We start from the raw sequence: 24,653 nt of genomic DNA, 5'->3' as shown, positions 1-24,653 counted from the left end.
CCAGAAATCAGATTTGCGACTGACTATCAATTACGTCTGGTGAAGGCCAGCCCGAACTTCACACCGCCGGGTAGCGCAGCCGGCCGATGAAGCGCGACAGGCTGAGATGCTCGCCATCGCCCACGCCCTTGAACCGGGCCTTCATCTTCTCGAAGCGCATGATCCCCTCGATCCGTCGCGTCAGGAATGCGCGGCTGTCGGCATGATCCTCGCTCTCGTCATTGACGAAGGTCAGCAGCGTCGCGGCATAGATGCTGCCGAGCGTCGCGCGCTTGCTATAATGGTTGAGGTCGGTGGCGGTGTCGCCCGCTGCCCGCCACATGATATCGGCGGCGTGCCAGCCCAGCTTGGCGGCGCGCACGGCATTGGTCGGCATCGCCAGAATCGCCTGCGCCCGGCGCAGCGCTTCGCGGTCGGGCGCCAACAGGGCCAGGCGGGTCTCGATCAGCGCGCTGATCTTCTTGCGGATCGACATGGCGGCCAGCTTTTCGGGGGGGGACGCCTCCAGCATCCGCGTGTCGATGCTGGCGAACCAGGCTTCGATCATGCCCATGGCGCCGCCGTCGAAGGCCAGCGCGGCAACATCGGCATCGATGCCCTTTTCCGCCGCCGCCATCGCCACCGCTTCGGGCCGCCAGCCGTCAAAGGCGGCGTGGCGCGGCAGGATCGGCGCCAGCAGCGCGCGGATTTCGTCCAGGGTCAGGTCTTGGTTCTGGTCGCTCATGGTCGTAACCTAGGCCCGTCGGGGCAGGCGCACAAGCACCAGTGCGACCGCCACGGCCACGCCGCCGACAATGTCGGTCGCGCTCAATGTTTCGCCGAACAGCAGCCACCCGGCCAGCGCGGCGACGGCAGGTTGCAGCAACAGGCTCAGCCCCAGCACCAGCGGTGAAAAGCAACCGAGCGCATAGGTGAGCAGCCCCTGGCCGACGATCTGGCTGGACAGGGCGAGGATGATGAGCGGCGTCCAGTCCTGCGGCATCACCGCTTCGCCCATCGCATTGGCGGCGAGCAGCAGCGGCAAGGCCCCGGCTGCGCTGACGACCGCCAGCACCGACCAGCTGTCCAGCCGCTTGCGCGCGCCCTGGATCAGCAGAAGATAGGTGGTGTAGAGCAGCCCGGCGAGCAGGCAGAACAGGTCTCCCTTCAGGTTTGCGGGGGACAGCTCATAGCTGCTGCCCATCAATATGGCCGCGCCGATCGCGGCCAGGATCAGCGCGCCGATCTGCAGCTTCGATACATGTTCGCGCAGCACGATGAGGCCCCAGAGCGGTAGCATCAGCGCGCTCATATTGCCGAACAGCGTCGCGTTGGCGACCTTGGTATGGCCGATGCCCAGATGCCAGGCGGCCAGATCGGCGGCAAAGCAGACGCCGGCCAGAATCACGATCGTCCACTGGCCGCGCGACAAGCGGCTCTTGCGCAGCTTCGGCAATGCCAGGATGAACAGGAAGGGCATGGCGATCGCCAGTCGCCAGAAGGCGGCGGCCACCGGCCCGACATCGGCCAGCCGCACCAGCACCGGTCCCAGCGCCAGAATGATATTGGCCAGGATCAGCGCCGGAAAAGCGAGTCTGGGCGTCGCGATATGCGCCATGGGGGTTGAAGCGGCCATGGCGGCTCCCTAGCTGGCTTTCTGCATCAAGTCCCGTTGCAAATTGCAACGTTCATGAGGGAGGTTTCATGACCACTATTTTCGATCCGATACAGCTCGGCGCCGATACCGCCGCCAACCGCGCCATCATGGCGCCGCTCACCCGTGGCCGCGCCACCCGCGATCATGTCCCGACCCCGATCATGGTCGATTATTATGCGCAGCGCGCCTCGGCCGGCCTCATCATCAGCGAGGCGACCGGCATTTCGCACCAGGGCCTGGGCTGGCCCTATGCGCCGGGCCTCTGGTCCGACGAACAGGTTGCGGCCTGGAAGCCGGTCACCCAGGCCGTGCATGACAAGGGCGGGCTGATCGTCGCCCAGCTCTGGCATATGGGCCGCGCCGTTCATTCGGCTGTCACCGGCGAGCAGCCGGTTTCCTCCAGTGCCACCGCGACGCCGGGCGATGCCCATACCTATGAAGGCAAGAAGCCCTATGAGGTCGCCCGTCCACTGGCGATCGACGAAATTCCCGGCATCATCGCCGACTATGTGAAGGCGGCCAACAATGCGATCGCCGCCGGCTTCGACGGGGTCCAGATCCACGCCGCGAACGGCTATCTGATCGACCAGTTCCTGCGCGACAACAGCAATTTCCGCGATGATATCTATGGCGGCAGCATCGAAAATCGCGTCCGCCTGCTGCGTGAAGTGACTCAGGCGGTGGTCGATGCGATCGGCGCCGATCGCGTGTCCGTGCGCCTGTCGCCCAATGGCGATACCCAGGGCGTCAATGACAGCAATCCCGAGCCGCTGTTTGCCGCCGCCGCCGATGTGCTGAACCAGATCGGCATCGCCTTCCTCGAACTGCGCGAGCCTGGCCCGGACGGCACCTTCGGCGCCACCGACGTGCCGCGCCTGTCGCCGCTGATCCGCCAGCATTTCAAGGGACCGCTGGTTCTCAACAGCGATTATGGGCTGGATCGTGCGCAGGCCGATCTCGCCTCTGGCCTGGCCGACGCGATCAGCTTTGGCCGCCCCTTCCTCGCCAATCCCGATCTGGTCGATCGCCTGCGCGAAGGCGCGCCGCTGACCCAGGCGCAGATGGCGACCTTCTACAGCCAGGGCGCGGAAGGCTATACCGACTATCCGACCCTGGCCGAGGAAAAGGCGGCCGCCTGATTCTTCGGCAGCAATGAATAAGGGCGCGTTCCTCGCGGAGCGCGCCCTTCCTTGTGTCTGCCAAAAGGCCGCGGATCAGACCGCGAAACGCTCGCGCAGGCCCAGCATGGCGATCGCCGCCTTGGCCGCTTCGCCGCCCTTGTCCTTCTGGTCGGGACGGGCGCGGACCAGGGCCTGCTCCTCATTCTCGACGGTCAGGATGCCGTTGCCGATTGCGATAGCGTCCATGCTCAGCGCCATCAGGCCGCGCGCGCTTTCGTTCGACACCACTTCGAAATGATAGGTTTCGCCGCGGATCACCACGCCGATCGCGACGAAGCCGTCATAGCGGCCGGTCTCGGCTGCCAGTGCGATCGCGCCGGGGATTTCCAGCGCGCCCGGAACGGTCACCACCTCATATTTGTGGCCGGCTTCATCCAGCGCAGCCTTCGCGCCTTCGATCAGCAGGTCGTTGAGATGGTCGTAGAAGCGGGCTTCGACGATGAGAAACTTGGCCATGCGAATATCCTTCAGAGCTCGATCGGACGCTGCCCAACCACGGCCAGGTCATAGCCGTCAAGGGCGATCAGGCTGTGCTGGGTGTTGCTGAGCAGGATCATGTCATGCACGCCCAGTTCCGCCAGGATCTGCGCGCCTACGCCATAGTCGCGCAGTTCGTCCATGCCGCCCGGCTGCTTGCCGGCATGGGCCTGGATCATGCGGGTCAGCATGTCGGGTTCGCCGTCACGCAACAGCACGACCACGCCGGCGCCTTCCTTATTGATGATTTCCATCGATCGGGCCAGCATGTCGCCACGCGGGCCTTCGGCACCGAAAATGTCGCTCAGTGGTGCCAGCTGGTGCATGCGCACCAGGGTCGGCTGGTCGGGGTCGACCTTGCCCTTCTGCAGCACCAACTGTTCCGACTTGGTCGCCTTGTTGAAGAAGGTGATCGCCTTCCATTCGCCGCCCCACTTGCTGTCAAAGACGGTTTCGGCGCGGCGCTCGACCACATGGTCATGACGGCGACGATAGGCGATCAGGTCGCGGATCGTGCCGATCTTCATCTTGTGCTTGGCAGCGAAGGGGATGAGGTCGTCGAGGCGCGCCATCGTGCCGTCATCCTTCATCACCTCGCAGATGACGCCGGACGGGTTCAGGCCAGCCAGGCGGGCGACATCGACGGCGGCCTCGGTATGGCCGGTGCGCACCAGCACCCCGCCGTCCTTGGCGATCAGCGGGAAGATATGGCCCGGTGTGACGATGTCCCGCTTGCTCTTGCCGGAATCGATCGCGACCGAGACGGTGCGGGCGCGGTCGGCGGCGCTGATGCCCGTGGTGACGCCTTCGCGCGCCTCGATCGACACGGTGAAGGCGGTCTCATGGCGGGTGCCGTTGTTGCGGCTCATCAGGTCCAGGCCCAGTTCCTCGACCCGGCCCTTGGTCAGCGCCAGGCAGATGAGGCCGCGGCCATGGGTGGCCATGAAGTTGATCGCGTCCGGGGTCGCCATTTGGGCGGGGATGACCAGATCGCCCTCATTTTCGCGATCCTCGTCATCGACCAGGATGAACATGCGGCCGTTGCGGGCCTCGTTGATGATTTCCTCGGGGCTGGCAAGTGCGGTGCCGCCCTCGCGCTTGAGCAGATAGGCTTCCAGCTTGCCCAGCGTCTCGGCCGTCGGGTTCCAGTCGCCTTCGCCCAGCTTGCGCAGGCTGTTGGCGTGCAGGCCGGCGGCGCGCGCCAGACCCGATCGGGACATGCCACCATCGGTAACGAGGGCGCGGACGGAATCGATAAGCGAGGACGACATAAACACTCCTTCCCGGATCGGGTATGGGAGTTATATCACATTGCAATGTGATTTCTTCAAGGGTGAAATCACATCATTTGCTGCGAAGGCTCTGCATCCGGTCGAGATAGCGGGCCAGCACATCGATCTCCAGGTTGAACGCCCGGCCGTCGGGCAGGCTGTCCAGCGTGGTGGCGATCGCGGTGTGCGGGATGATGTTGAGGCCGAAATGGACGCTGCCGTCGGGCTGGTCTTCGACGCTGTTCACGGTTAGCGAGATGCCGTCCAATGTGATCGACCCCTTGGCGGCCAGCGCGGCGGCCAGTTCGGCCGGTGCGCTGATGACCAGGCGGATCGAATCGCCCTCGCGGCTGGCCGACACCAGATGGCCGATGCCGTCGACATGGCCGGTGACGATATGGCCGCCCAGCTCGTCGCCGACCTTCAACGCGCGTTCCAGGTTGAGCTTGCCGCCCTGCGCCCACAGGCCCGGCGCGGTGCGGGCGACGGTCTCGGCCGACAGGTCGACCGCGAACCAGCCCGACCCCTTTTCCACCACCGTCAGGCAGGCGCCCGAACAGGCGATCGATGCGCCGATCGCGACCGTATCCATGTCATAGCCGCTTTCGATGACCAGGCGCAGGTCGCCGCGCTGCTCATGGGTGCGGATGGTGCCGATGTCGGTGATGATGCCGGTGAACATGGTGCCCAGATCCTTGGGAAAGAAATTTGCGCTGATCTAGGCGCTGCGCGTGCGCGCGTAAACCTCCAGCCGGTCCGGGTCGAACCGGCGCTCCTCGGTCTGGCGCCAGCGCCCATGGGCATCAGCCAGGTCGGTCAGGCCGATATCGCCGATCCCGGCCAGGCCCGACCCGATCAGGATCGGCGCGCGATAGAGTAGCAGCCGGTCGACCAGATCGGCACGCAGGAAGGCGGCGGCGGTCTCGGCGCCGCCCTCGATCATCAGATGATCGACCCGGTCGAGCGTCGCGATATCCTCCGGATCGGCAATCGCGCTCCAGCCTTCGGGCGCCGGGCCACGGCTCAGCAGCAGCCGGCGCGGCGATCGCTCCTCCAGCCCCGGCAGGCGCACATCCAGACTGGGCGCATCGGCGCGCAGCGTGCCGCCGCCGACCAGGATGGCGTCATGCCGTGCCCGCTCCAGATGGGCATGGGCACGGGCATCCGGCCCGGTGATCCAGCGACTCGACCCGTCAGCCAGCGCGATCCGCCCGTCGAGCGTGAGGCCCAGCTTCAGCGTCACTGCCGGGCGCCCCAGAGTCTGGCGCAGCACGAAGCCGCGCATCGCCTCGGCGGCCTCGGCCGCCATCAGCCCCATCTCGACCACAACGCCACGCTCGCGCAGCCAGGCGGCGCCTTGGCCATCGGTGCGCGGATCGGGATCGCGCAGGGCAATCACGACTCGGGCGACGCCGGCGCGCGCCATCAGGTCGGCGCAGCGCGGCCCGCGCGGGCTGAGGTGAAAACAGGGCTCGAGCGTGACATAGGCGGTGGCACCTTCGGCCCGGTCCATCGCCTCGTCCAGCGCCTGCGCCTCGGCATGAGGGCGGCCGCCCTTCTGGGTCCAGCCGCGACCGACGACATGGCCACCGCGCACGATCAGGCAGCCGACATTGGGGTTGGGGGTCGACAGGCCCCGGCCACGTTCTGACAGGGCAATCGCCGCCGCCATGTAGCGACGGTCAGCGGCGACGTCTGTGGTCATGGTCAGGGTTTGGCGGTCGCCGCGTCGACCTTCTGTTCGGCCTCCGCCTTGGCCAGCCGCTGGTCCAGCAAGCCATTGATCTGGCGGACGGCCTCCTTGCGCCGTGCGGTGTTGCGGGCCTCTTCGTCGCGCCATTCGATGCCGAATGCGTCGGCATAGCCCTGCATCTTCTTCTGCTGCTTGACGAGGGCCGCCTCGCGCTTGGCGAAGTCGATCTTCTGCTGCAGGATCACCGCCGCGTCGGATCGGTTCGCATCCCAGCTCTGGACATAGATGATCTTGTTGCGGGTCGGCATCGTGTTGGTGTTCGCATCGACGATGAACGCCCATACGATTACATAGGTGAAGGCCGCGGACACGCCGAGCAGCGGCCATTTATGCTGGCGCTGCTGCCGGAAATAGCTCCAGAAATCACCAAAGGCGCTCTTGGGAGAAACGGGACGGGGAAATATCGCCATGCCGCGCTTATAGGGCAGGGCGGGCGCGGATGCAAAATGATCCATCGAACATCCCTCCATGAAGGAACGGGCGGGCTATGCCCGCCCGTCCTCTGCTCAGCGATCGGTCAGGGTGAAGCGCACGGTCAGCGTCTTGACGCTGCTCACAGCAACACCGTCGCGCGTTGCCGGCCGGAAGCGCCATTTGCGCAGCGCATGCTTCTGGGTCGCGAGCCAGAAACTCTCGTCGGTCGCCGAAATCTTGACGATGTCGCTGACGCGGCCTTCCGGACTGATGGTGACGCGCACGGTGACGTTGCCTTCCAGCCCCTGGCGGATCATCGCGCCGGGATAATCGGGCTGGAAAGAACCCAGGGCGTTTGGCGCTATCGTCGCATCGATCAGGACCGGGATATGTGGCGGGGGCAGGGGCGGATCGATGACCGTCCCGGTTCCGGAGCCGTCAAAGGACGAGGATGGGCCGGTTTCGACCGTCGGGCCGGCCGGAACGGGCATCGGTATGATCGGATCGGTGGTGGTCGGCTTTTGCGGCAGCGGGTTGGTCTGGACCGTCTGGGTGGTCGGTTCCGGTGGTGCCGGTTCAGGCGGCGGGGGCAGCGGTACGGGATAGCCGGTGATCGGCGGCGTCGGCCGTACCCAGTCGATGACCTCCTTGGGCATCAGCAGGAAGGCGCCGACGACCACGGCATGGACCGCGATTGCCCCGCCGATCCCGATCGGTGATTTGCGCCGCGCGGCATAGCCCGACCGGGTCGCATCCTGTGTCGGTTGCATCGTCATATACATGGACTGCACCCTCCTCTCGTGGCGCCAACTCTCTGGCGCCCATGGAATGATACAACATCAAAATATGTTATGTTGCAACATCAATTTTCAGGAGGGCGGTGCGCCTGAAATATTCGCGCTGCCTCGGGACATATCGGGGCAATGCGGCGATGCGAGACACTGCGGCAACGCAAATTCAGGAACTCCGATGCGCCTTCCCACGATGCTGCTATTGTCGACCTTGTTGCTGCCGGTGCCACTGTTCGCCCAGCAGCCAGCCGATCTGTCTGCGCGGACGGAAGGTCCGCATGACGGCGGGGCACGACCCGATGGGCCCTGGGCTGCCGATGCCGACGGTGATGGCCGGATCACGCGGGACGAGATGCAGGCCTGGCTCGACCGCCGTTTTTCGGCGATGGATTCGGACGGCGATGGGGCGATTTCAACTGACGCCATGCAGCAGATGCTGGGCCATCAGCGCGGCCCGCGCCAGGAAGGGCAGGGCGAACGCCGGCATGGCCGTGGTGGTCCTGGCGGCGGCCCCGGTGGCGCCGGCGGCCCTCCGCCCGGTGGTCCGCCATCCGGCCCGCGGCCGGGCGGCCAGGGTGGCGAGACCGCTCCACCCCCACCTCCGGGCCGCGCCATGCCCTATCCCGAGGATGGCAATGAGGATGGCGTGATCGATCGCGCCGAATTTTCCGCCCCATCGCTCGCCATGTTCCATGATCTAGACCGCAATGGCGACGGCGTGTTGAGCGCCGATGAGCTGCCGCCATCGCCGCCGCCACCGGGGGGAGAGGGCGGTCCCGAAGACTGATGTTCAGCTAGGAACCGGAAGCCGTCTCCTCTGTGCGACCGGTTCCGGTCGGGGCGCGTCGTTTTTGGCCCGATGCGCCCCGACCATTTCTCAGAAGAATGTGTCGATGGCGTGGATCGCCAGCCCCACCAGTCCGCCGACCAGCGTGCCGTTGATGCGGATATATTGCAGGTCGCGGCCGACCGCGTTCTCCAGCCGGCTGGTGACCGTGCCGGCGTCCCATCCGCGCACCGTCTCGCTCACCAGCTTGACGATCGAATCGCCATAGGTCGCCGTCGCCCCGACCGCGCCGCGCCGCACGAAGCGATTGATCACCAGTTTCAGCCGCGCATCCTCCTGCAGGGTGCCGCCCAGTTGCTGCAACGCCTCGCCCAGTCGCCCGGCCATCGCCTTGCCGGGATCGCGCACCGCACGCAGCAGGCCGGTGCGGGCCTGTTCCCACATCCCCTCGATCCAGCGCTGCATCGCCGGATTGTCGAGTATCTCGTCGCGGATCTTGGCCGCCTTCGCCTGCATCTCGATGTCGAACTGCAGGTCGAAGGCAAGCTTGGCCATGCCTTCCTCGGCCTTGAGGCGCAGGCTGTGGCCAGGATCGGCGGCCATGTCCGCCAACAACTTGCGCAGGCCGCCGAGAATCGCATTGGCCAGATTTTCGTCCAGCCCGGTCCAGCGCAGCACCGTGCCCGCGCGCTCATGCACCATCTGGCGGATCAGATGGTCATTCGCCTCCAGCGCCCTGTCTGCCCACTGGATGATGCCATCCATCACCGGCGCATGGCGGCCGTCGCGCATTGCGGCCTCGATTGCTTGCCCCACCAGCGGGCCGACATTGATCGCGCGCAGCCGCTGGCCGATCGCACCCTTCACCATGCCGCCCAACCGTTCCTGGTCCAGCGCCTCCAGCATGTCGGCCAGCAGCCGGGATGCGCCCATGCGCAGTCGGCCGTCGCCGGCGGACGGGCTGGCGAGGAAACGGCCGGCCGCACCGGCCACGTCCATGCCGCGCATCCGCCGCGCGACGACGGCCGGGGTCAGGAAATTGTCGCGCAGGAACACCGCCAGCGTGTCGCCGATCCGGTCCTTGTTGCGCGGAATGATCGCCGTATGCGGGATCGGCAGGCCAAGCGGATGGCGGAACAGGGCGGTGACCGCGAACCAGTCGGCCAGGCCGCCGACCATCGCCGCCTCGGCAAAGGCCTGGACGAAGCCGATAGCGGGATGGAGATGCACGGTGGCGCGCGCCGCGATGAAGATCGCCGCCATCGCCAGCAACATCCCCGTCGCCACCAGCCGCATGCGCCGCGCGGGATGGGCGGCGGCGTCGAGGGGCGAACGGGGCATGCGCAGCAGCTTCATGGCGGTGAAACGGTTACGCGCCCGTTTCGTTCAGGCAAGCCCCATATTTTGCCATGGGGCTGCCCGCGCGATCCCGGCCCCTTATTCCGCCGGCTGGGCATGGCTGCCCGAATGGTCGTCATGCGACTTGTGGGTCAGGAAGCGGCGGCTGAGCCGTGGCCCGGCCCATTGCTCGACGCCCAGTGCCAGGCTGAACACGGCCGGCACGATCACCAGCGTCAGCACCGTCGACAGCAGCAGGCCGCCGATCACCGTGATGCCCATCGGCGCGCGCCAGGCGGCGTCACCCGACAGCGAAAGGGCGGTCGGCACCATGCCCGCGACCATGGCGACCGTGGTCATCACGATCGGCTGCGCACGCTTGTGACCGGCGTCGAGAATCGCCTCCTGCTTGGGCACGCCCTTCTCCATCTCCTCCAGCGCGAAGTCGATCACCAGGATCGAGTTCTTGGCGACGATGCCCAGCAGCATCAGCAGGCCGATGAACACCGGCAGCGACATGGGCTGGCCGGCAATGTGCAGCGCGATCGCCCCGCCCAGCGGCGCGAGCAGCAGCGACCCCAGATTCACGAAGGGCGGCATGATCCGCTTGTAGAGCAGCACCAGCACCGCCAGCACCAGCATGATGCCGGAGAAGACGGCGATCACGAAGTTGGTCAGCATTTCCGCCTGGAACTTGCTGTCGCCCGCCTCGATCTTCTGCACGCCCTGGATGCGGCCTTCCTTGATGGCCTTCATCGTCGGCAGCTCGTTGATCTTCTGATTGGCCTGGCTGGTGACGATGCCGGGCGCCAGGTCCGCGCCGACGACGACGCGGCGGATCTGGTTATAGCGGCGAATCTGCGTCGGGCCTGCGCCAAAGCTGATGTCGGCGACCACCTTGAGCGGGACCGAACCACCCGACACGGTCGGCACCGGCATATTCTCGATCGTGGCGATATCCTTGCGGCTATCCTCGGCCAGGGCGACACGGATCGGGATCTGGCGATCAGACAGCGAGAATTTGGCGACATTCTGGTCGATGTCGCCGATCGTGGCGATGCGGATCGACTGGCTGAGCGCAGCGGTCGTCACGCCCATGCTGGCGGCCAGGTCGAGGCGCGGCTTGATGATGATTTCGGGCCGCTGCATGTCGCCCTGTACGCGCGGCGCGCGCAGTTCGCGGATGCCGGCCATTTCATGCACCAACTGGTTGGCGGTCTTTTCCAGCAGCTCCGGATCGTCCGAACCATACATCATGATGATGTCGCGGCCGAAGCCGCCGCCCGACTGCGACTGGAAATTGACCCGTGCATCGGCGATCGTCTGGAACTTGGGCGCGATCTTGCGTTCCCAATCCACCGACGACATCGGCCGGGTCTTCTTGAGAGTCAGGAAGATGTCGGCGCTGGTCGGCTCGATATCGGCAAAGGCGGCCTCGACCACATCCGTGTCGGCGGCCAGCATGTCGGCCACCTTGCGGGTGATGGCGGTGGTCTGCTCCAGCGTGCTGCCCGGCACGGTCTCGATCTTCACCTGGCTGAAATCGGTGTTGATCGTCGGCTGGAAGGTCATGGGCAAAGTGCCAAATGCGAACAGGGTCGCCACGAAGGCGAGCATGCCGATGCCCAGAGTCCACACGCGATGGTCGACGAAGAAGGCGACGAAGCGGTTGCGGAAACCGCCGCGCGCGCGGCGGGCCTTCGCCCTGCGCTGGTCCAGCGACCAGTGGAGCACGCTCATATAGCGGTCCATCAGCCAGCCCTCGCCATGGCTCGCCTCGCCATGGGCCTTCAGGAAATAGGCTGCGATCATCGGCGTGATCAGGCGCGCCACGGCCAGGCTCATCAGCACCGACACGACCACGGTCATGCCGAACTGGATGAAGAACTGACCCGAAATGCCCGGCATCAGTGCGACCGGCAGGAACACCGCGACGATCGCCATGGTGGTCGCCAGCACGGCCAGGCCGATTTCGTCGGCCGCGTCGATCGATGCCTGATAGGCCGATTTGCCCATGCGCATGTGGCGCACGATATTCTCGATCTCCACGATGGCGTCATCGACCAGCACGCCCGCCACCAGGCTCAATGCCAGCAGCGAAATGCCGTTCAGCGTAAAGCCCAGCATGTCCATGAACCAGAAGGACGGGATCGCCGACAGCGGGATGGCGAGGGCGGAGATCATCGTCGCGCGCCAGTCGCGCAGGAACAGGAAGACGATGACGACCGCCAGCACCGCGCCCTCGATCATCGCCGACATGGCACTGTGATACTGGCCGCGTGTATATTCGACGCTCGAATAGAGCTGCTTGAACTGGACCTTGGGATTTTCCTTCTTCAGCTTGTCCAGCACCTTCATGGCATCGTCATAGACGGTGACGTCGGACGATCCCTTGGCCTTTTCCAGGCTGAAACTGGTCACCTGCCGGCCGTTCATCAACGCCAGGCTGCGCTGTTCGGCATACATGTCGCGAACATCGGCAATATCGGCCAGCTTGACCGTGCGACCGCCGGAAATGGCGATCTGGGTCTGGCCCAGATCATGGGCGTTGCGGGCATTGCCCAGCACGCGGATCGATTGTTCGGCACCGGCAATTTCGGTGCGTCCGCCGGCCGCGTTGATGTTGACCTGGCTCAGCTGCGCATTCACCTGGGCGGCGGTGACGCCATAGGCCTGCAGGCGGGCAGGATCCAGAATGACGCGGATCTCGCGGCTGACGCCGCCGCCGCGCCGCACCGCTGCCATGCCGCTGACAGACAGCAATCGCTTGGCGACCGTATTGTCGACATACCAGGATAGTTCCTCCAGCGTCATGTCGGTCGCTTCGGCGCTGAAATAGGCGATCGGGCCACCATCCACGTCGATGCGCTGGACCTGCGGTTCCAAAATGCCGTCGGGCAGGTCGCTACGAATCTGGTCGACGGCATTCTTGACGTCGTTGACCGCGCGATCGACCGGCGTGCCGATCTTGAACTGGACATTGGTCAGCGACTGTCCTTCGGACGCGAAGGAGGTGATGTCCTCGACCCCGCTGATGCCGCGCACAGCGGCCTCGACCCGCTGGGTCACCTGGGTTTCCAGTTCGGTCGGCGCGGCGCCCGGCTGGGACACGGTGACGCTGACCATGGGGAAGCTGATGTCGGGATTCTGGTTGATGTCCATCCGCAGGAAGCTGACGACACCGGCCAGCATCAGCGCGGCGAACAGGACCAGCGGCGGCACCGGATTGCGGATCGCCCATGCGGAGATATTGCGAAAACTCATGACGGGCTTCCCTCACCGGACGCCACCGCGCCCGCTTCCAATATTGTCAGTCCTGCCGGTCCGGGCATGGTGACCCGGCCGGGACCATTGCGTCAGCGCGCCTTGAGCGCTTCCGGCTTCACCTTCTGCCCCACGGTCAGGAAGGCGCCGGCCGACGTCACGATGCGCTCGGCGCCGGTGATGCCGCTGGTGATGGCGACGCCCGTGTCGGACACCTGGCCCACCTTCACGTCGCGCCGTTCGACCTGGTTCTTGCCGTTGACGATATAGACATAGCTGCCCTTGGCGTCGCTCTGCACCGCCGATTCCGGCAGCAGCGGGGCATTGCCCGAGCCGCTGGTGATCGTCGCCGACGCGAAGCCGCCGGGGCGGATCGCGTCATTATAGGCGACCGCGATGCGGGCGATGCCCTGACGGGTCTGCGGATCGACGACCGGTGATACCTGCCAGACGCGGCCGCTGAAATGCTGGTTGCTGCCGACCGGGGTCACGGTCGCGCTGTTGCCGGCGCGCAGCGTTGCCAGATCGGCTTCGGCCACCTGCGCCTGCATTTCCATCTCGCCATCCTTGGCCATGCGGAACAATGTGCCGCCGCCGGCCTGGACGATCTGGCCGGGCTCGACCGTGCGGGTCAGCACCAGGCCGGATGCCGGCGCGCGGATGTCCAGGCGGCCGGTGCGGGCGCGCTGCTCGGCCAGTTGCGCTTCGGCTACGCGGACCTGGGCGACGGCCTGGTCGCGGGTGGCGGTGCGCTGGTCGATGTCAGCGGCGCTGATGAAGCCGCGGCCGACCAGCGCCTTGGCGCGTTCCAACTGGGCCTGGGCCAGCTTGGCATTGGCACGCTGTACTTCGACCTGGGCGGCCAGCGAATTGACCTGCTCGCTCTGGACCGATCGTTCGACGGTGGCCAGCACCTGGCCGGCGCGGACCCAGTCGCCCGGCTGCACCAGCACGCGGGTCACCATGCCGCCTTCGCCGACCACGCCGACTGGCATGTCGACACGGGCGGCCAGCGATCCGGTGCTGCTCACGGTGCGGGCGACCATCGTCTGGCCGGGGGTCAGCACGGTCACGACCGGCGCCTGCGGTGCGGCGTCGGGTGCGGCGGCATCCTTGCCACGCATCGACAGCGCGGCAGCCGCCGCCACCAGCGCAACCGCAACAACGCCACCGATGATCAGCAGACGCCGGCGACGGCGAATCCGGTCTTCGTCATCGATCAGGATCGCGGACGATTCGCCCGTCAGCGTAGTTTCGTAATTCATGCCGTTTCCATCTCTCCGGCGGGTTCCGCCCAAACTCGGAACTGTGTTATATGAATATATCACCGCCCTCAAGCCCCAATATCACGGTTGGACGGGCCTTCGCAAAGCCAATTGTGCCGATGCGAAGGGGCTGGCGGGCTCTTGCATCTTGTCCGTCTCTTGCCAAAGGGGCCGGACTATGTCGCTATGCCGCGCCTTGGGGCGGGTTGGCTAATATAAGAGGATGCGCACCATGGAATTGCTGGGATGGATCATGACGGGCCTGCTCGCGGGAGCATTGGCGCGGCTGGTCATGCCGGGCCGCGATCCGGGGGGCTGCGTCGTCACCATCCTGTTGGGCATGGCCGGGGCCTTGCTGGCGGCCTTTGTCGGTCAGATCATGGGCTTCTACGCGCCGGGCGAGCATGCCAGTTTCATCGCCGCCGTGCTGGGCGCGATCGCGGTGCTGGCGCTCTATCGCTGGTTCAGCGTCCGGCGCTGACGCAAAAAGGCCGCGTCCTTCCTGGGAAGGCCGCGGCCTTTGAGATGGAATTCCGGGTCGTTAGCGGACCGATCCGCGCCGTACCAGGTTGACGATCGCCAGCAGGATGACCGCACCCAATAGCGAAACGAGGAAGCTGTAGAGCGTCAGTCCGGCATTGTTGATCGAGCCGCCGCTGAAGATCAGGCCGCCGATGAAGGCGCCGACAATGCCGACGACGATGTTCAGCAAAATGCCCTGCTGCGCGTCCGTGCGCATGATCATGCTGGCAAGCCAGCCAATGATGCCGCCGACGATAAGCCACAAGATGATGCCCATGTTACTCTCCTTGACCACACCCCCAACGGGTTGCTGGCTATTCAACCCGGAACATGGCTTCGCGTTCCCGCAGAAAATGATTCCGCCTTGGAAACTATCCCCAAGGCGCAATGCAAAAGGGGCCACCGGACGGTCTGTCCGGCGGCCCCTGCATCATCCTCTCCGGCGCGCGCCTGTCGGCGGCACCCGATCCCTCAATATTTCTGCTGCCGCTCGTAGAGCGACTTATAATATTGGATGCGCGTCACGCGCAGGCCATGCATGCCCGAACGGTCCACCGCCCGTTGCCAGCTGGCAAATTCTTCCAGCGTCAGGCTGTAGCGGGCGCATGCCTCGTCCACGGTCAGCAGGCCCCCATTGACGGCAGCGACGACTTCTGCCTTGCGACGCACGACCCAGCGGGTGGTGTTCACGGGCGGCAGATTTTCCAGCGTCAGGGGTTCGCCGAGCGGTCCTACGACCTGTGCAGGCCTGATTTTCTGGTTCTCTATCATCTTTACCCTCAATTAGCGGCATTGGCGTTGCCGAATTCAGCAGCGAAACCTCGTTGTCACATCAGCCCTGAAGATCGGCTAAAGCCCCAAGGTAAACACAGGCTTCATCATCCTTGCCCCACCCCTAAATGGCTCGCGATCAGCGGGTTAAAGCTTCCTGCGAGACGAACGGCTTCGATCTTGCCGTCGGAACGTGGCGCGAAAATCTCGGCCAGTTCCTGAATCCAGTCCTCCATCCCGTCCTGCCCCCGCAGGACGCCCGCGACCGCCAGGGCCGTGGGACTGGCCGCCTGCGCCGCAGCCGAAGCTGCCCGCAGGAAAGGCCAGGCCGGGACGCGTGCCCGGCCTGTCGGCCTTGTCAGAGCGGGTTTCAGCCCGCCTGTCCGGAGAAAACTCAGATCCATGACCAAGCTTCTACCGGGCTAATCGATAAGGTCCGGTAAATGCCGGACACATTTTCGTCATCGAAACGATACGCTTGTGGGGGAAGATGCTGGAACGCAGCGCCGCCTGCGACTATATGGGCGGCCATGCAGCCCGAATTTCAGCTCCCAGAGCCGCTCTCGCAGCGGCGCATTGTCGTTGCCATGTCCGGAGGCGTGGACAGCAGCGTCGTCGCTGCGCTGGCCGCCAAGACCGGAGCGGAAGTGATCGGCGTGACGCTCCAGCTCTATGATCATGGCGCCGCCGTCGGCCGCACCGGCAGCTGCTGCGCGGGGCAGGATATCCGCGATGCGCGCGCCGTCGCCGACCGCATTGGCATTGCGCATTATGTCTTTGATTATGAAAGCCAGTTTCGCGATTCGGTGATCGCAGACTTTGCCGATGAATATATGGCCGGCCGCACCCCCATCCCGTGCGTCAAATGCAATATGGGGGTGAAGTTCACCGATCTTTTCCAGATCGCGCGCGACCTGGGTGCCGACTGTCTGGCGACCGGTCATTATGTCCGCCGGGTTGAAGGGCCGCAGGGTGCCGAACTGCACCGCGCCGCCGATCCTGCGCGCGACCAGAGCTATTTTCTGTTCGCTACGACTCAGGCCCAGCTCGACTATCTGCGTTTCCCGTTGGGTGGTTTGCCCAAGCCGCAGGTGCGCGAAATCGCCGCCGAACTTGGCCTGTCGGTGGCGTTGAAGCCTGACAGTCAGGACATCTGCTTCGTGCCCGATGGCGATTATGCCAAGATCGTGCGCAAGCTGCGCCCCGATGCGGATGAGGGGGGCGATATCGTCCATGTCGATGGCCGGGTGCTGGGCCGGCACAAGGGGTTGATCCATTATACCGTCGGCCAGCGCAAGGGGCTGGAAATTGGTGGCCAGGCCGAACCGCTCTATGTCGTGCGGCTTGATGCCGAAGGACGGCGGGTGATCGTTGGGCCGAAGGTCGCGCTGGCCGTGTCGGGCGCGCGCCTCAGCGACATCAACTGGCTCGGTCGCGATTTTACCGGGCCTCTGACCGCCAAGGTCCGTTCCATGGCAAAGCCGGTTCCCGCGCGCCTCGAAGGCGATCGGCTGATCTTCGACGCGCCCGAATATGGCGTCGCGCCAGGGCAGGCCGCAGTCCTCTATGCCGGCGATCAGGTCCTGGGCGGCGGCTGGATCGCCGCGACCGAGGCTGCGCTGGCCGAGGCCGCCTGAGCCGGCGCCACGGTCAATTGTGACAATTATATTTCCTTTCGTGCCCGATTCGATCTAGCGTCCCCGCCCCGGGGCACCGCTCGCAACAAGGGGCGCACGGATGGACAACCGCGAAGTCGAGCTGAAGCTGGAATTTGACCCGGCCGATCGCGCTCTGCTGGCCGATGCACCGCTGTTCGCGGGGCAGAAGGGGCAGGCGGCCCATCTGGTTGCGACCTATTTCGACACCCCCGCGCTCGATCTGCACCGTGCCGGTTTTTCGCTGCGCGTCCGGCGCAAGGGGCGGGCCCATGTTCAGACGATCAAGGCCGATGGCGGCAGGGCGGCTGGCCTCTTTGCCCGCTCGGAATGGGAAAAGCCGGTCGACGGCAATGTCCCGCTGTTCGATTCGATTCCCGATCCGCTCGATCGGGCCGTCGGCGCCGCCACGGTCGCGACCGCCGACAAGATTTTCGTCACCGACATCGAACGCACCGTGCATCGGCTCGATCGGGACGGGCAGGGGGTCGAATGCGCGATCGACATTGGCCGGGTTCGGGTCGGCCGTCGTGCCACCCCGCTGGCAGAGGTGGAACTGGAATTATTGTCGGGTGAACCGGCCCTGCTTTTTTCGATGGCCCGCCAGCTCAACGATCTGGTGCCGCTGCGTCTGGGCATGCGCTCCAAGTCGGATCGCGGCTATGCCCTGCTCGCGAAGGAACGGCGCAAGCCGGCCAAGGCCGAACCCATTGCGATCGCACCAGACGCAACCGTCGAGCAGGCCTTTCGTCCCATCGCCCAGGGCTGCATCCGCCAATTCCGCCTGAACGAGGATCTGCTGCTCACCACCGGTACGCCGGGCGCCCTGCATCAGGCGCGGGTGGGGCTGCGGCGGCTGCGCTCGGCGCTGTCGATTTTTGCGCCTGTGCTCGCAGGCGATCCCGCGCTCGCGCCGCTCAAGGATGGTCTGCGAGCACTTGCCGCCACACTCGGCCGGGTCCGCAATATCGACGTGCTGCTGCCCAACCTGCCTGATGATGCCGCCGCCCGCCTCGCGCTTGTTCGTGCGGAAGCGCTGGCAGATGCCGAGCTTCGCCTGCAGGCGCGCGAGACCCGCATCCTGATGCTGGATCTCGCCGAATGGCTGGCGCTGGGTGACTGGTGTAGCCGACCGGCCGATGCCGCTTTGCTGCATGCGCCTGTCAGGCCCTTTGCTGCCGAAATCCTGTCGGATCGACGCAAGCGGCTGAAGCGCAAGGGGAAGAATCTTGCCAGGCGCAGCGACGAGCGGCGCCACCAGGCTCGCATCGCCGCCAAGAAACTCCGCTACACCAGCGAATTTTTCGCGCCGCTTTTCTCGAAGAACAAGCAGCAGCGGCGCCATGCTAATTTCTCGGCCATGCTGGAAAAGCTGCAGGATGATCTGGGCGCGCTCAACGATCTGGCGACCGCGCCCGCCACCCTCGCGGCGGCCGGTATCGACTTCGATTGGCCCGCGCCGGATGACAAGGCGCAGCGCCGCCTGCTGCGCCGCGCCGAAAAGGCCTATGCCGCTCTGCTCGACACCAGGCGCTTCTGGGGCTGAGCTTCCCGTCCTTCCTGGCCCGAAAATCTTGTGCTTTGGCGCATCGATGGCTAAGGCCCGCGGGTCATGACTCGCCCGATCACCTTCGCCATCCCCAAGGGCCGCATCCTCGAAGAGGCGCTGCCCCTGCTCGCCAAAGCCGGTATCGAACCGGAGGCGGAATTTCATGACAAGAAGAGCCGGGCGCTGCGCTTCGCCACCAACCGGCCCGACGTGTCGATCATCCGCGTGCGCGCCTTCGACGTGGCGACCTTCGTCGCCCATGGCGCAGCACAGATCGGCATTGTCGGTTCCGACGTGGTCGATGAGTTCGATTATTCCGAACTTTACGCGCCGGTGGACCTCAATATCGGCCATTGCCGCCTGTCGGTCGCCGAGCCGGCGGATGCCGGGGATGAAGATCAGGCGGCGATGAGCCATGTCCGCGTCGCCACCAAATATCCCCATCTCACCCGCAAATATTATGAGGCGCGCGGGCTTCAGGCCGAATGCGTGAAGCTCAATGGCGCGATGGAACTGGCCCCCTCGCTCGGCCTGTCGCGTCGCATCGTCGACCTTGTGTCCTCGGGCGCCACGCTCAAGGCCAATGGCCTGGTTGAAACCGCGATCATCATGCCGGTCTCGGCGCGGCTGATCGTCAATCGCGCCGCCTACAAGATGCGTTCGGCCGATCTCACCACGCTGGTGGAGGCGTTCCGCAAGGCCGTGGAGGTGCGCGATGCCGCTTAGGCTCGACAGCAAGGCCGCCGGCTTCGCCGCCGATTTCACCGCCCTGGTCGATGCCCGGCGCGAGGCGGATGAGGATGTGTCGCGCGACGTCAGCGCCATATTGACGGCCGTGCGCGCCCATGGCGACACCGCACTGGCCGATTATACCAGCCGCTTCGACCATCATGATCTGGACGTCAGCGGCTGGGCGGTCGACCCGGCCGATTGCCGCGCCGCGCTCGATGGCCTGTCGACGCCGCTGCGCGATGCGCTCGAACTCGCGGCCGCGCGCATCACTGCCTATCATGAAAAGCAAAGGCCGGTGGATAGTGACGGTATCGACGCCGCCGGCGTGCGCCTCGGCGCGCGCTGGACCGCGGTGGATGCTGCTGGCCTCTATGTGCCGGGTGGCCGCGCCGCCTATCCCAGCTCGCTGCTGATGAACGTCATCCCGGCCAAGGTCGCGGGCGTGCAGCGCATCGCCATGGTGACACCGACGCCGAAAGGCGAGATCAACCCGCTGGTGCTGGCCGCTGCCCAGATTGCGGGGATCGAGGAGATCTGGCGCGTCGGTGGCGCGCAGGCCGTCGCCGCGCTGGCCTATGGCACCGAACGGATCAAGCCGGTCGACGTCATCACCGGTCCCGGCAATGCCTGGGTCGCCGAAGCCAAGCGCCAGCTTTATGGCGTGGTCGGCATCGACATGGTCGCCGGTCCGTCCGAAATCGTCGTCGTCGCCGATGGCCGGAACGACGCCGACTGGATCGCTGCCGATCTCCTGAGCCAGTCGGAACATGACCCGACCAGCCAGTCGATCCTCTTCACCGACGATGCCGCCTTTGCCGATGCCGTCGAACAGGCCGTCATGCGCCGCTTGCCGCTGCTGTCGACGCAGGCCGTCGCCACCACCAGCTGGGCCGCCAATGGCGCGATCATCCTGGTGCGCGACCTGGATGAAGCGATGCCGCTGGTCGATCGACTCGCGCCCGAACATCTGGAACTGGCGGTGGACGATCCCGACCGCTATTTCGCGCAGGTCCGTCATGCCGGCTCGGTCTTCCTTGGCCGCATGACGCCCGAGGCGGTGGGCGATTATGTCGCTGGCCCCAACCATGTGCTGCCGACCGGTCGCCGGGCGCGCTTTTCCTCGGGCCTTTCGGTGCTCGATTTCATGAAGCGCACCAGTTTCCTTGGCCTTACCCCCGACGCGATCCAGGCGATCGGCCCCGCGGCCGTCGCTCTTGCGGAGGCGGAGGGGCTGCCCGCTCACGCCGCATCGGTCGCGCTGCGGCTCTGATTTCTTCCCGTTCGGTTCGAGCCTGTCGAGAACCGGTTATGCGGGCTTCTCGACAGGCATGATATTCACGGATTAGAAAGCCGCATGAACGACCGCTCCAAATCCCGCTCCGCCGCGCGCCTCGCCGCGGTCCAGGCGCTCTACCAGCTCGAAATGGAGGGCACGCCGCTCCATCTGCTGCTGCACGAATTCCACGAACATCGCCTGGGCGCGACGATCGAGGACGTGACCTATGCCGAAGCCGAACAGAATTTCTTTGATGACGTCGTGTCGGGCGTCGATCGCCGTCGCGCCGAGATTGACGGGCTGATCAGCGCGCGCCTGTCGAGCGGCTGGACCCTCGACCGCCTCGACAAGCCGATGCGCCAGATTCTGCGCGCGGGCACCTATGAACTGCTCGCTCGTCAGGACGTCGCCACCGGCACCGTCATCAGCGAATATGTCGACGTCGCCCACGCCTTCTACGACAAGCGCGAAGCCGGCTTCGTCAACGGCCTGCTCGACGGCGTGTCGAAGGACGTGCGGAAATAAGGTTGCACGGACGCGTTCTGTAATGGACGTCATCCCGGACTTGATCCGGGATTCATTCAGCGCTTCCTCGCCAACATAGCGCGCAATGGATCCCCGCGTCCGCGGGGATGACGGGTGATTTCTGTAGAAGCGGGTGCTGGGATAGAGATTATATCATGTCCGCCGAATCCCGCTTCCTCACCCTGCTGCGCCTGCTCGCCCATGATCCTGCCGCGCAGGGTTTGCAGGACGATGTCGCGGTGCTGCCGGTCGGTGGCACGCGCCTCATCCTCACCAGCGACACGATGGTGGAGGGCGTTCATTATCTCCCCACCGATCCGCCGGCCGATATCGGCTGGAAACTGGCGGCGGTGAATCTGTCGGACCTCGCCGCCAAGGGCGCGAAGCCCGTGGGCTGCCTGCTCAACTACAGCCTGTCGGGCGACGATGGCTGGGACGCTGCGTTCCTCGAAGGTCTGGGCGAGGCGCTGGAGCGCCATGCCATGCCGCTGCTCGGCGGCGATACGGTCAGCATGCCGGCTGGCGCGCCGCGCAGCTACAGCCTGACCGCGATCGGAGAAGCGACCAGCATGCCGGTCCCCAGCCGCGCCGGCGCGCAGGCGGGCGATCGTCTCTATGTCACCGGGCCGGTCGGCGATGCCGGCATTGGTCTCGACCTTGCCCGCGCCGATCCTGCCGCATCCGGCCCGCTGGTCGCCGCCTATCGCCGACCGCGCCCGCGCCTCGCCGAAGGAACATTGCTCGCCCGCCTCGCGACCGCGATGATGGACCTGTCCGACGGCCTGTTGATCGATGCCGCGCGCATGGGCGCGGCCAGCAACCTCGCCGTCACCATCGACCATATCCCGCTATCCCCGGCGCTCGAAAGCGTGCGCGGCGCCAGCACCGCGATCCAGCTCGCCGCCGCCCGTGCCGGCGATGATTATGAACTGCTTTTCGCGCTGCCGCCCGGTGTGTCGCCGCCGGTGCGCGCGATCCCGATCGGCCGTTTCGCAGAAGGGGCAGGCCTGACCCTGCTGATCGACGGCGCGGTCATTCCGCTGCCCGACCGGCTCGGCTGGGAACATGGCTGATCTGGATCATTGCGCTACCGGCTTGACGCGCGGCGCCTGACCTGTAGCTTCCTATCACCCTATTCTCAGCCGGTTGGAGCGCCCGATGCGCATCGTCCTGTTGCTGATTGACGCGGTGCCCGATGCCGGCGTTTCTCCGTCCGGCCGCCCGCTGTTGCGCCCTTCGCCCGCCCGTCATTCCCTGCGGAGCGATCGATGACAGCAACAATAGGGGGAGAGGAACAAGCATGCAGATAGTCCATATCGCCATAGGGTGCGGCCTGCTGGCCGTGCTCTACGGGCTTTTCACCAGTCGCCAGGTGCTTGCCGCACCGGCGGGCAACGATACGATGCAGGCGATCGCGGGGGCGATCCAGGAGGGGGCAAAAGCCTATCTTGGCCGTCAATATACCACCATCGCCGTGGTCGGCATCGTTGTCGCCGTCCTTGTCTTCCTCTTCCTCGGGATCACCTCTGCGGTGGGATTCTTGATCGGCGCGATCCTGTCGGGTGCGGCCGGCTTCATCGGCATGAACATCTCGGTGCGTGCCAATGTGCGCACGGCAGAGGCGTCGCGCGGCACGCTGCAGAGCGGTCTCACCGTCGCCTTTCGGGCCGGTGCGATCACCGGCATGCTGGTGGCGGGCCTCGCCTTGCTCGCGATCAGCACCTTCTTCTGGTATCTGACCGGCCCGGCCGGCCATGCCCCCGATGACCGGCTGGTGATCGACAGCCTGGTCGCGCTGGCCTTCGGCGCCAGCCTCATTTCCATCTTCGCCCGGCTGGGTGGCGGCATCTTCACCAAGGCGGCCGATGTCGGCGCCGACTTGGTCGGCAAGGTGGAGGCTGGCATTCCGGAGGATGATCCGCGCAACCCGGCGGTGATCGCGGACAATGTCGGCGACAATGTCGGCGACTGTGCCGGCATGGCGGCCGACCTGTTCGAAACCTATGTCGTCACCGTCGGCGCCACCATGGTGCTGACCGCATTGCTGGTAACCGGCGTCGACAACGCCTTCCTGATGCGTCTGATGGCCTTGCCGCTGATCGTCGGCGGCGTATGCATCATCACCTCGATCATCGGCACCTATATGGTCCGCCTGGGCGCCAGCCAGTCGATCATGGGGGCGCTCTACAAGGGTTTCTGGACCACCGCGATCCTGTCGATCCCGGCGCTCTGGTTCGTTACCCACTATACGCTAGGTGATCTCAACACGCCGTTCGGCACTGACCTGGATGGCGTTGGCGGCTATACCGGCATGGCACTGTTCTGGTCGATGATGGTGGGTCTCACCGTCACCGGGCTGCTGGTCGTAATCACCGAATATTATACCGGCACCAATTATCGCCCGGTTCGCTCGATCGCCAAGGCATCGGAAACCGGCCATGGCACCAACGTCATCCAGGGCCTCGCCATCAGCCTGGAATCGACGGCGCTGCCGACGATCGTGATCGTGGTCGGCATCATCGTCGCCTATCAGCTGGCGGGCCTGATCGGCATCGCCTTTGCCGCCACCGCGATGCTGGCGCTGGCCGGCATGGTGGTCGCGCTCGACGCCTATGGCCCGGTCACCGACAATGCCGGCGGTATCGCCGAAATGGCCCATCTCGATGACAGCGTCAGGGTGAAGACCGATGCGCTCGACGCGGTCGGCAACACCACCAAGGCGGTGACCAAGGGCTATGCCATCGGCTCAGCCGGCCTGGCGGCGCTGGTGCTGTTCGGCGCCTATACGGAGGATCTCAAATTCTACAATTCGGCCCTCGGCCTCACCGAGCCGGTCGATTTCAGCCTGTCCAACCCCTATGTCATCGTCGGCCTGCTGCTGGGGGCGCTGCTGCCCTATCTGTTCGGCGCGATGGGTATGACGGCGGTCGGCCGCGCGGCCGGCGACGTGGTCAAGGATGTGCGCGACCAGTTCGCCACCAACAAGGGCATCATGGAAGGGACGTCGCGCCCCAATTATGCCCGTACCGTCGACCTCGTCACCCGCGCCGCGATCAAGGAGATGATCATCCCGTCGCTGCTGCCGGTGCTGGCGCCGATCGCGGTCTATTTCATCATTGCGGCGGTCGCGGGCGTACCCAACGGCTTTGCCGCGCTGGGCGCCCTGCTGTTGGGCGTCATCGTCTCGGGGCTGTTCGTCGCCCTGTCGATGACGTCCGGTGGTGGCGCCTGGGACAATGCGAAGAAATATATCGAGGATGGCCATCATGGCGGCAAGGGCAGCGAGGCGCACAAGGCTGCGGTGACCGGCGACACGGTGGGGGATCCCTACAAGGACACAGCCGGCCCGGCGGTCAACCCGATGATCAAGATCACCAACATCGTCGCGCTCTTGCTGCTCGCGGCGCTTGCGCACGGCGCTTAACCCGGTTTTAAATCGCCGGACT

Annotated in this window: 24 protein-coding genes; 10 read left to right on the top strand and 14 right to left on the bottom strand. The window is 65.6% G+C overall.

Features of this window, described 5'->3' with window-relative positions; all coding sequences use genetic code 11:
* Window positions 1-58: 58 nt before the first annotated feature.
* Together DIZ22_RS15570 and DIZ22_RS15565 are read right to left on the bottom strand one after the other, a co-directional pair.
* Window positions 59-724: a COQ9 family protein gene (locus DIZ22_RS15570; protein WP_048938120.1), complete on the bottom strand. Its 666-nt coding sequence runs from the start codon at window positions 722-724 to the stop codon at window positions 59-61.
* 9 nt (window positions 725-733) lie between these two features.
* Window positions 734-1,615 (bottom strand): DMT family transporter, encoded by an 882-nt coding sequence (locus DIZ22_RS15565; RefSeq protein ID WP_048938119.1) that lies wholly within the window; start codon window positions 1,613-1,615, stop codon window positions 734-736.
* Window positions 1,616-1,683: 68 nt separating this feature from the next.
* Between DIZ22_RS15565 and DIZ22_RS15560 the strand changes: the two genes are divergently transcribed.
* Window positions 1,684-2,775 (top strand): alkene reductase, encoded by a 1,092-nt coding sequence (locus DIZ22_RS15560; protein ID WP_048938118.1) that lies wholly within the window; start codon window positions 1,684-1,686, stop codon window positions 2,773-2,775.
* A 75-nt stretch (window positions 2,776-2,850) separates the two neighbouring features.
* Here DIZ22_RS15560 and ribH read toward each other — a convergent pair whose 3' ends face one another.
* The 6 genes from ribH to DIZ22_RS15530 form a co-directional block, all read right to left on the bottom strand.
* A complete protein-coding gene (ribH, locus tag DIZ22_RS15555) occupies window positions 2,851-3,273 on the bottom strand; it encodes a 6,7-dimethyl-8-ribityllumazine synthase (protein ID WP_048938117.1) in 423 nt (140 codons plus the stop codon).
* An 11-nt stretch (window positions 3,274-3,284) separates the two neighbouring features.
* Window positions 3,285-4,565: a 3,4-dihydroxy-2-butanone-4-phosphate synthase gene (gene ribB / locus DIZ22_RS15550; protein WP_048938116.1), complete on the bottom strand. Its 1,281-nt coding sequence runs from the start codon at window positions 4,563-4,565 to the stop codon at window positions 3,285-3,287.
* A gap of 73 nt (window positions 4,566-4,638) precedes the next feature.
* Window positions 4,639-5,247, bottom strand: a complete 609-nt coding sequence (locus DIZ22_RS15545; protein ID WP_048938115.1) for a riboflavin synthase — start codon at window positions 5,245-5,247, stop codon at window positions 4,639-4,641.
* 36 nt (window positions 5,248-5,283) lie between these two features.
* Entirely contained in the window at window positions 5,284-6,237 is a 954-nt protein-coding gene (gene ribD, locus DIZ22_RS15540) for a bifunctional diaminohydroxyphosphoribosylaminopyrimidine deaminase/5-amino-6-(5-phosphoribosylamino)uracil reductase RibD (protein ID WP_048938114.1), read from the bottom strand.
* 35 nt (window positions 6,238-6,272) lie between these two features.
* Window positions 6,273-6,773 carry a hypothetical protein gene (locus DIZ22_RS15535; protein ID WP_048938113.1) on the bottom strand — a complete coding sequence of 167 codons (501 nt, stop codon included), beginning with the start codon at window positions 6,771-6,773 and terminating at the stop codon, window positions 6,273-6,275.
* A 51-nt stretch (window positions 6,774-6,824) separates the two neighbouring features.
* Window positions 6,825-7,514: an energy transducer TonB gene (locus tag DIZ22_RS15530; RefSeq protein WP_122928389.1), complete on the bottom strand. Its 690-nt coding sequence runs from the start codon at window positions 7,512-7,514 to the stop codon at window positions 6,825-6,827.
* Window positions 7,515-7,701: 187 nt separating this feature from the next.
* Between DIZ22_RS15530 and DIZ22_RS15525 the strand changes: the two genes are divergently transcribed.
* Complete coding sequence (locus DIZ22_RS15525) at window positions 7,702-8,310, top strand: hypothetical protein (protein WP_048938111.1); 609 nt, start codon at window positions 7,702-7,704, stop codon at window positions 8,308-8,310.
* Between the two features lie 90 nt (window positions 8,311-8,400).
* On the opposite strand, the gene DIZ22_RS15520 is transcribed toward DIZ22_RS15525, so the two are convergent.
* From DIZ22_RS15520 to DIZ22_RS15510, 3 genes are all read right to left on the bottom strand, one after another.
* Window positions 8,401-9,666, bottom strand: a complete 1,266-nt coding sequence (locus DIZ22_RS15520) for a DUF445 domain-containing protein (protein ID WP_048938110.1) — start codon at window positions 9,664-9,666, stop codon at window positions 8,401-8,403.
* 81 nt (window positions 9,667-9,747) lie between these two features.
* On the bottom strand, window positions 9,748-12,912 hold the full coding sequence (locus DIZ22_RS15515) for an efflux RND transporter permease subunit (RefSeq protein WP_048938109.1): 3,165 nt from the start codon (window positions 12,910-12,912) through the stop codon (window positions 9,748-9,750).
* Window positions 12,913-13,004: 92 nt separating this feature from the next.
* Window positions 13,005-14,177 carry an efflux RND transporter periplasmic adaptor subunit gene (locus DIZ22_RS15510; protein ID WP_048938108.1) on the bottom strand — a complete coding sequence of 391 codons (1,173 nt, stop codon included), beginning with the start codon at window positions 14,175-14,177 and terminating at the stop codon, window positions 13,005-13,007.
* Between the two features lie 232 nt (window positions 14,178-14,409).
* On the opposite strand from DIZ22_RS15510, the gene DIZ22_RS15505 reads away from it, so the two are divergent.
* Window positions 14,410-14,658 (top strand): GlsB/YeaQ/YmgE family stress response membrane protein, encoded by a 249-nt coding sequence (locus tag DIZ22_RS15505; protein WP_026109172.1) that lies wholly within the window; start codon window positions 14,410-14,412, stop codon window positions 14,656-14,658.
* 60 nt (window positions 14,659-14,718) lie between these two features.
* Here DIZ22_RS15505 and DIZ22_RS15500 read toward each other — a convergent pair whose 3' ends face one another.
* From DIZ22_RS15500 to DIZ22_RS15490, 3 genes are all read right to left on the bottom strand, one after another.
* Window positions 14,719-14,976: a GlsB/YeaQ/YmgE family stress response membrane protein gene (locus tag DIZ22_RS15500; RefSeq protein WP_004208845.1), complete on the bottom strand. Its 258-nt coding sequence runs from the start codon at window positions 14,974-14,976 to the stop codon at window positions 14,719-14,721.
* Between the two features lie 194 nt (window positions 14,977-15,170).
* Window positions 15,171-15,470: a DUF1153 domain-containing protein gene (locus DIZ22_RS15495; protein WP_004208844.1), complete on the bottom strand. Its 300-nt coding sequence runs from the start codon at window positions 15,468-15,470 to the stop codon at window positions 15,171-15,173.
* Between the two features lie 107 nt (window positions 15,471-15,577).
* Window positions 15,578-15,874 (bottom strand): hypothetical protein, encoded by a 297-nt coding sequence (locus DIZ22_RS15490; protein WP_010339876.1) that lies wholly within the window; start codon window positions 15,872-15,874, stop codon window positions 15,578-15,580.
* A gap of 126 nt (window positions 15,875-16,000) precedes the next feature.
* Between DIZ22_RS15490 and mnmA the strand changes: the two genes are divergently transcribed.
* The 7 genes from mnmA (at window position 16,001) to DIZ22_RS15455 (ending at window position 24,631) form a co-directional block, all read left to right on the top strand.
* Window positions 16,001-17,107 carry a tRNA 2-thiouridine(34) synthase MnmA gene (gene mnmA, locus DIZ22_RS15485; RefSeq protein ID WP_010336936.1) on the top strand — a complete coding sequence of 369 codons (1,107 nt, stop codon included), beginning with the start codon at window positions 16,001-16,003 and terminating at the stop codon, window positions 17,105-17,107.
* A gap of 100 nt (window positions 17,108-17,207) precedes the next feature.
* On the top strand, window positions 17,208-18,671 hold the full coding sequence (locus tag DIZ22_RS15480) for a CYTH and CHAD domain-containing protein (RefSeq protein WP_048938107.1): 1,464 nt from the start codon (window positions 17,208-17,210) through the stop codon (window positions 18,669-18,671).
* A 66-nt stretch (window positions 18,672-18,737) separates the two neighbouring features.
* Window positions 18,738-19,400, top strand: coding sequence for an ATP phosphoribosyltransferase (gene hisG / locus DIZ22_RS15475; protein ID WP_004208839.1), 663 nt, complete (start codon window positions 18,738-18,740; stop codon window positions 19,398-19,400).
* Window positions 19,390-20,676 carry a histidinol dehydrogenase gene (gene hisD / locus DIZ22_RS15470; protein WP_048938106.1) on the top strand — a complete coding sequence of 429 codons (1,287 nt, stop codon included), beginning with the start codon at window positions 19,390-19,392 and terminating at the stop codon, window positions 20,674-20,676. Before hisG ends, hisD begins: the two co-directional genes overlap by 11 nt.
* Window positions 20,677-20,760: 84 nt before the next feature.
* Complete coding sequence (nusB, locus tag DIZ22_RS15465; RefSeq protein WP_004208836.1) at window positions 20,761-21,207, top strand: transcription antitermination factor NusB; 447 nt, start codon at window positions 20,761-20,763, stop codon at window positions 21,205-21,207.
* Window positions 21,208-21,362: 155 nt separating this feature from the next.
* Window positions 21,363-22,280: a thiamine-phosphate kinase gene (gene thiL / locus DIZ22_RS15460; RefSeq protein ID WP_122928388.1), complete on the top strand. Its 918-nt coding sequence runs from the start codon at window positions 21,363-21,365 to the stop codon at window positions 22,278-22,280.
* A 227-nt stretch (window positions 22,281-22,507) separates the two neighbouring features.
* The gene (locus DIZ22_RS15455; RefSeq protein ID WP_048938104.1) at window positions 22,508-24,631 is read left to right on the top strand and encodes a sodium-translocating pyrophosphatase; all 2,124 of its coding nucleotides are present in this window, start codon (window positions 22,508-22,510) and stop codon (window positions 24,629-24,631) included.
* Window positions 24,632-24,653 lie beyond the last annotated feature (22 nt).

The sequence above is a fragment of the Sphingobium sp. LF-16 genome, from assembly GCF_003711185.1.
GTDB classification, from domain to species: domain Bacteria; phylum Pseudomonadota; class Alphaproteobacteria; order Sphingomonadales; family Sphingomonadaceae; genus Sphingobium; species Sphingobium yanoikuyae_A.
The sequence above is the reverse complement of the archived record's forward strand: the minus strand, read 5'-3'. Positions and strand labels throughout refer to the sequence as shown.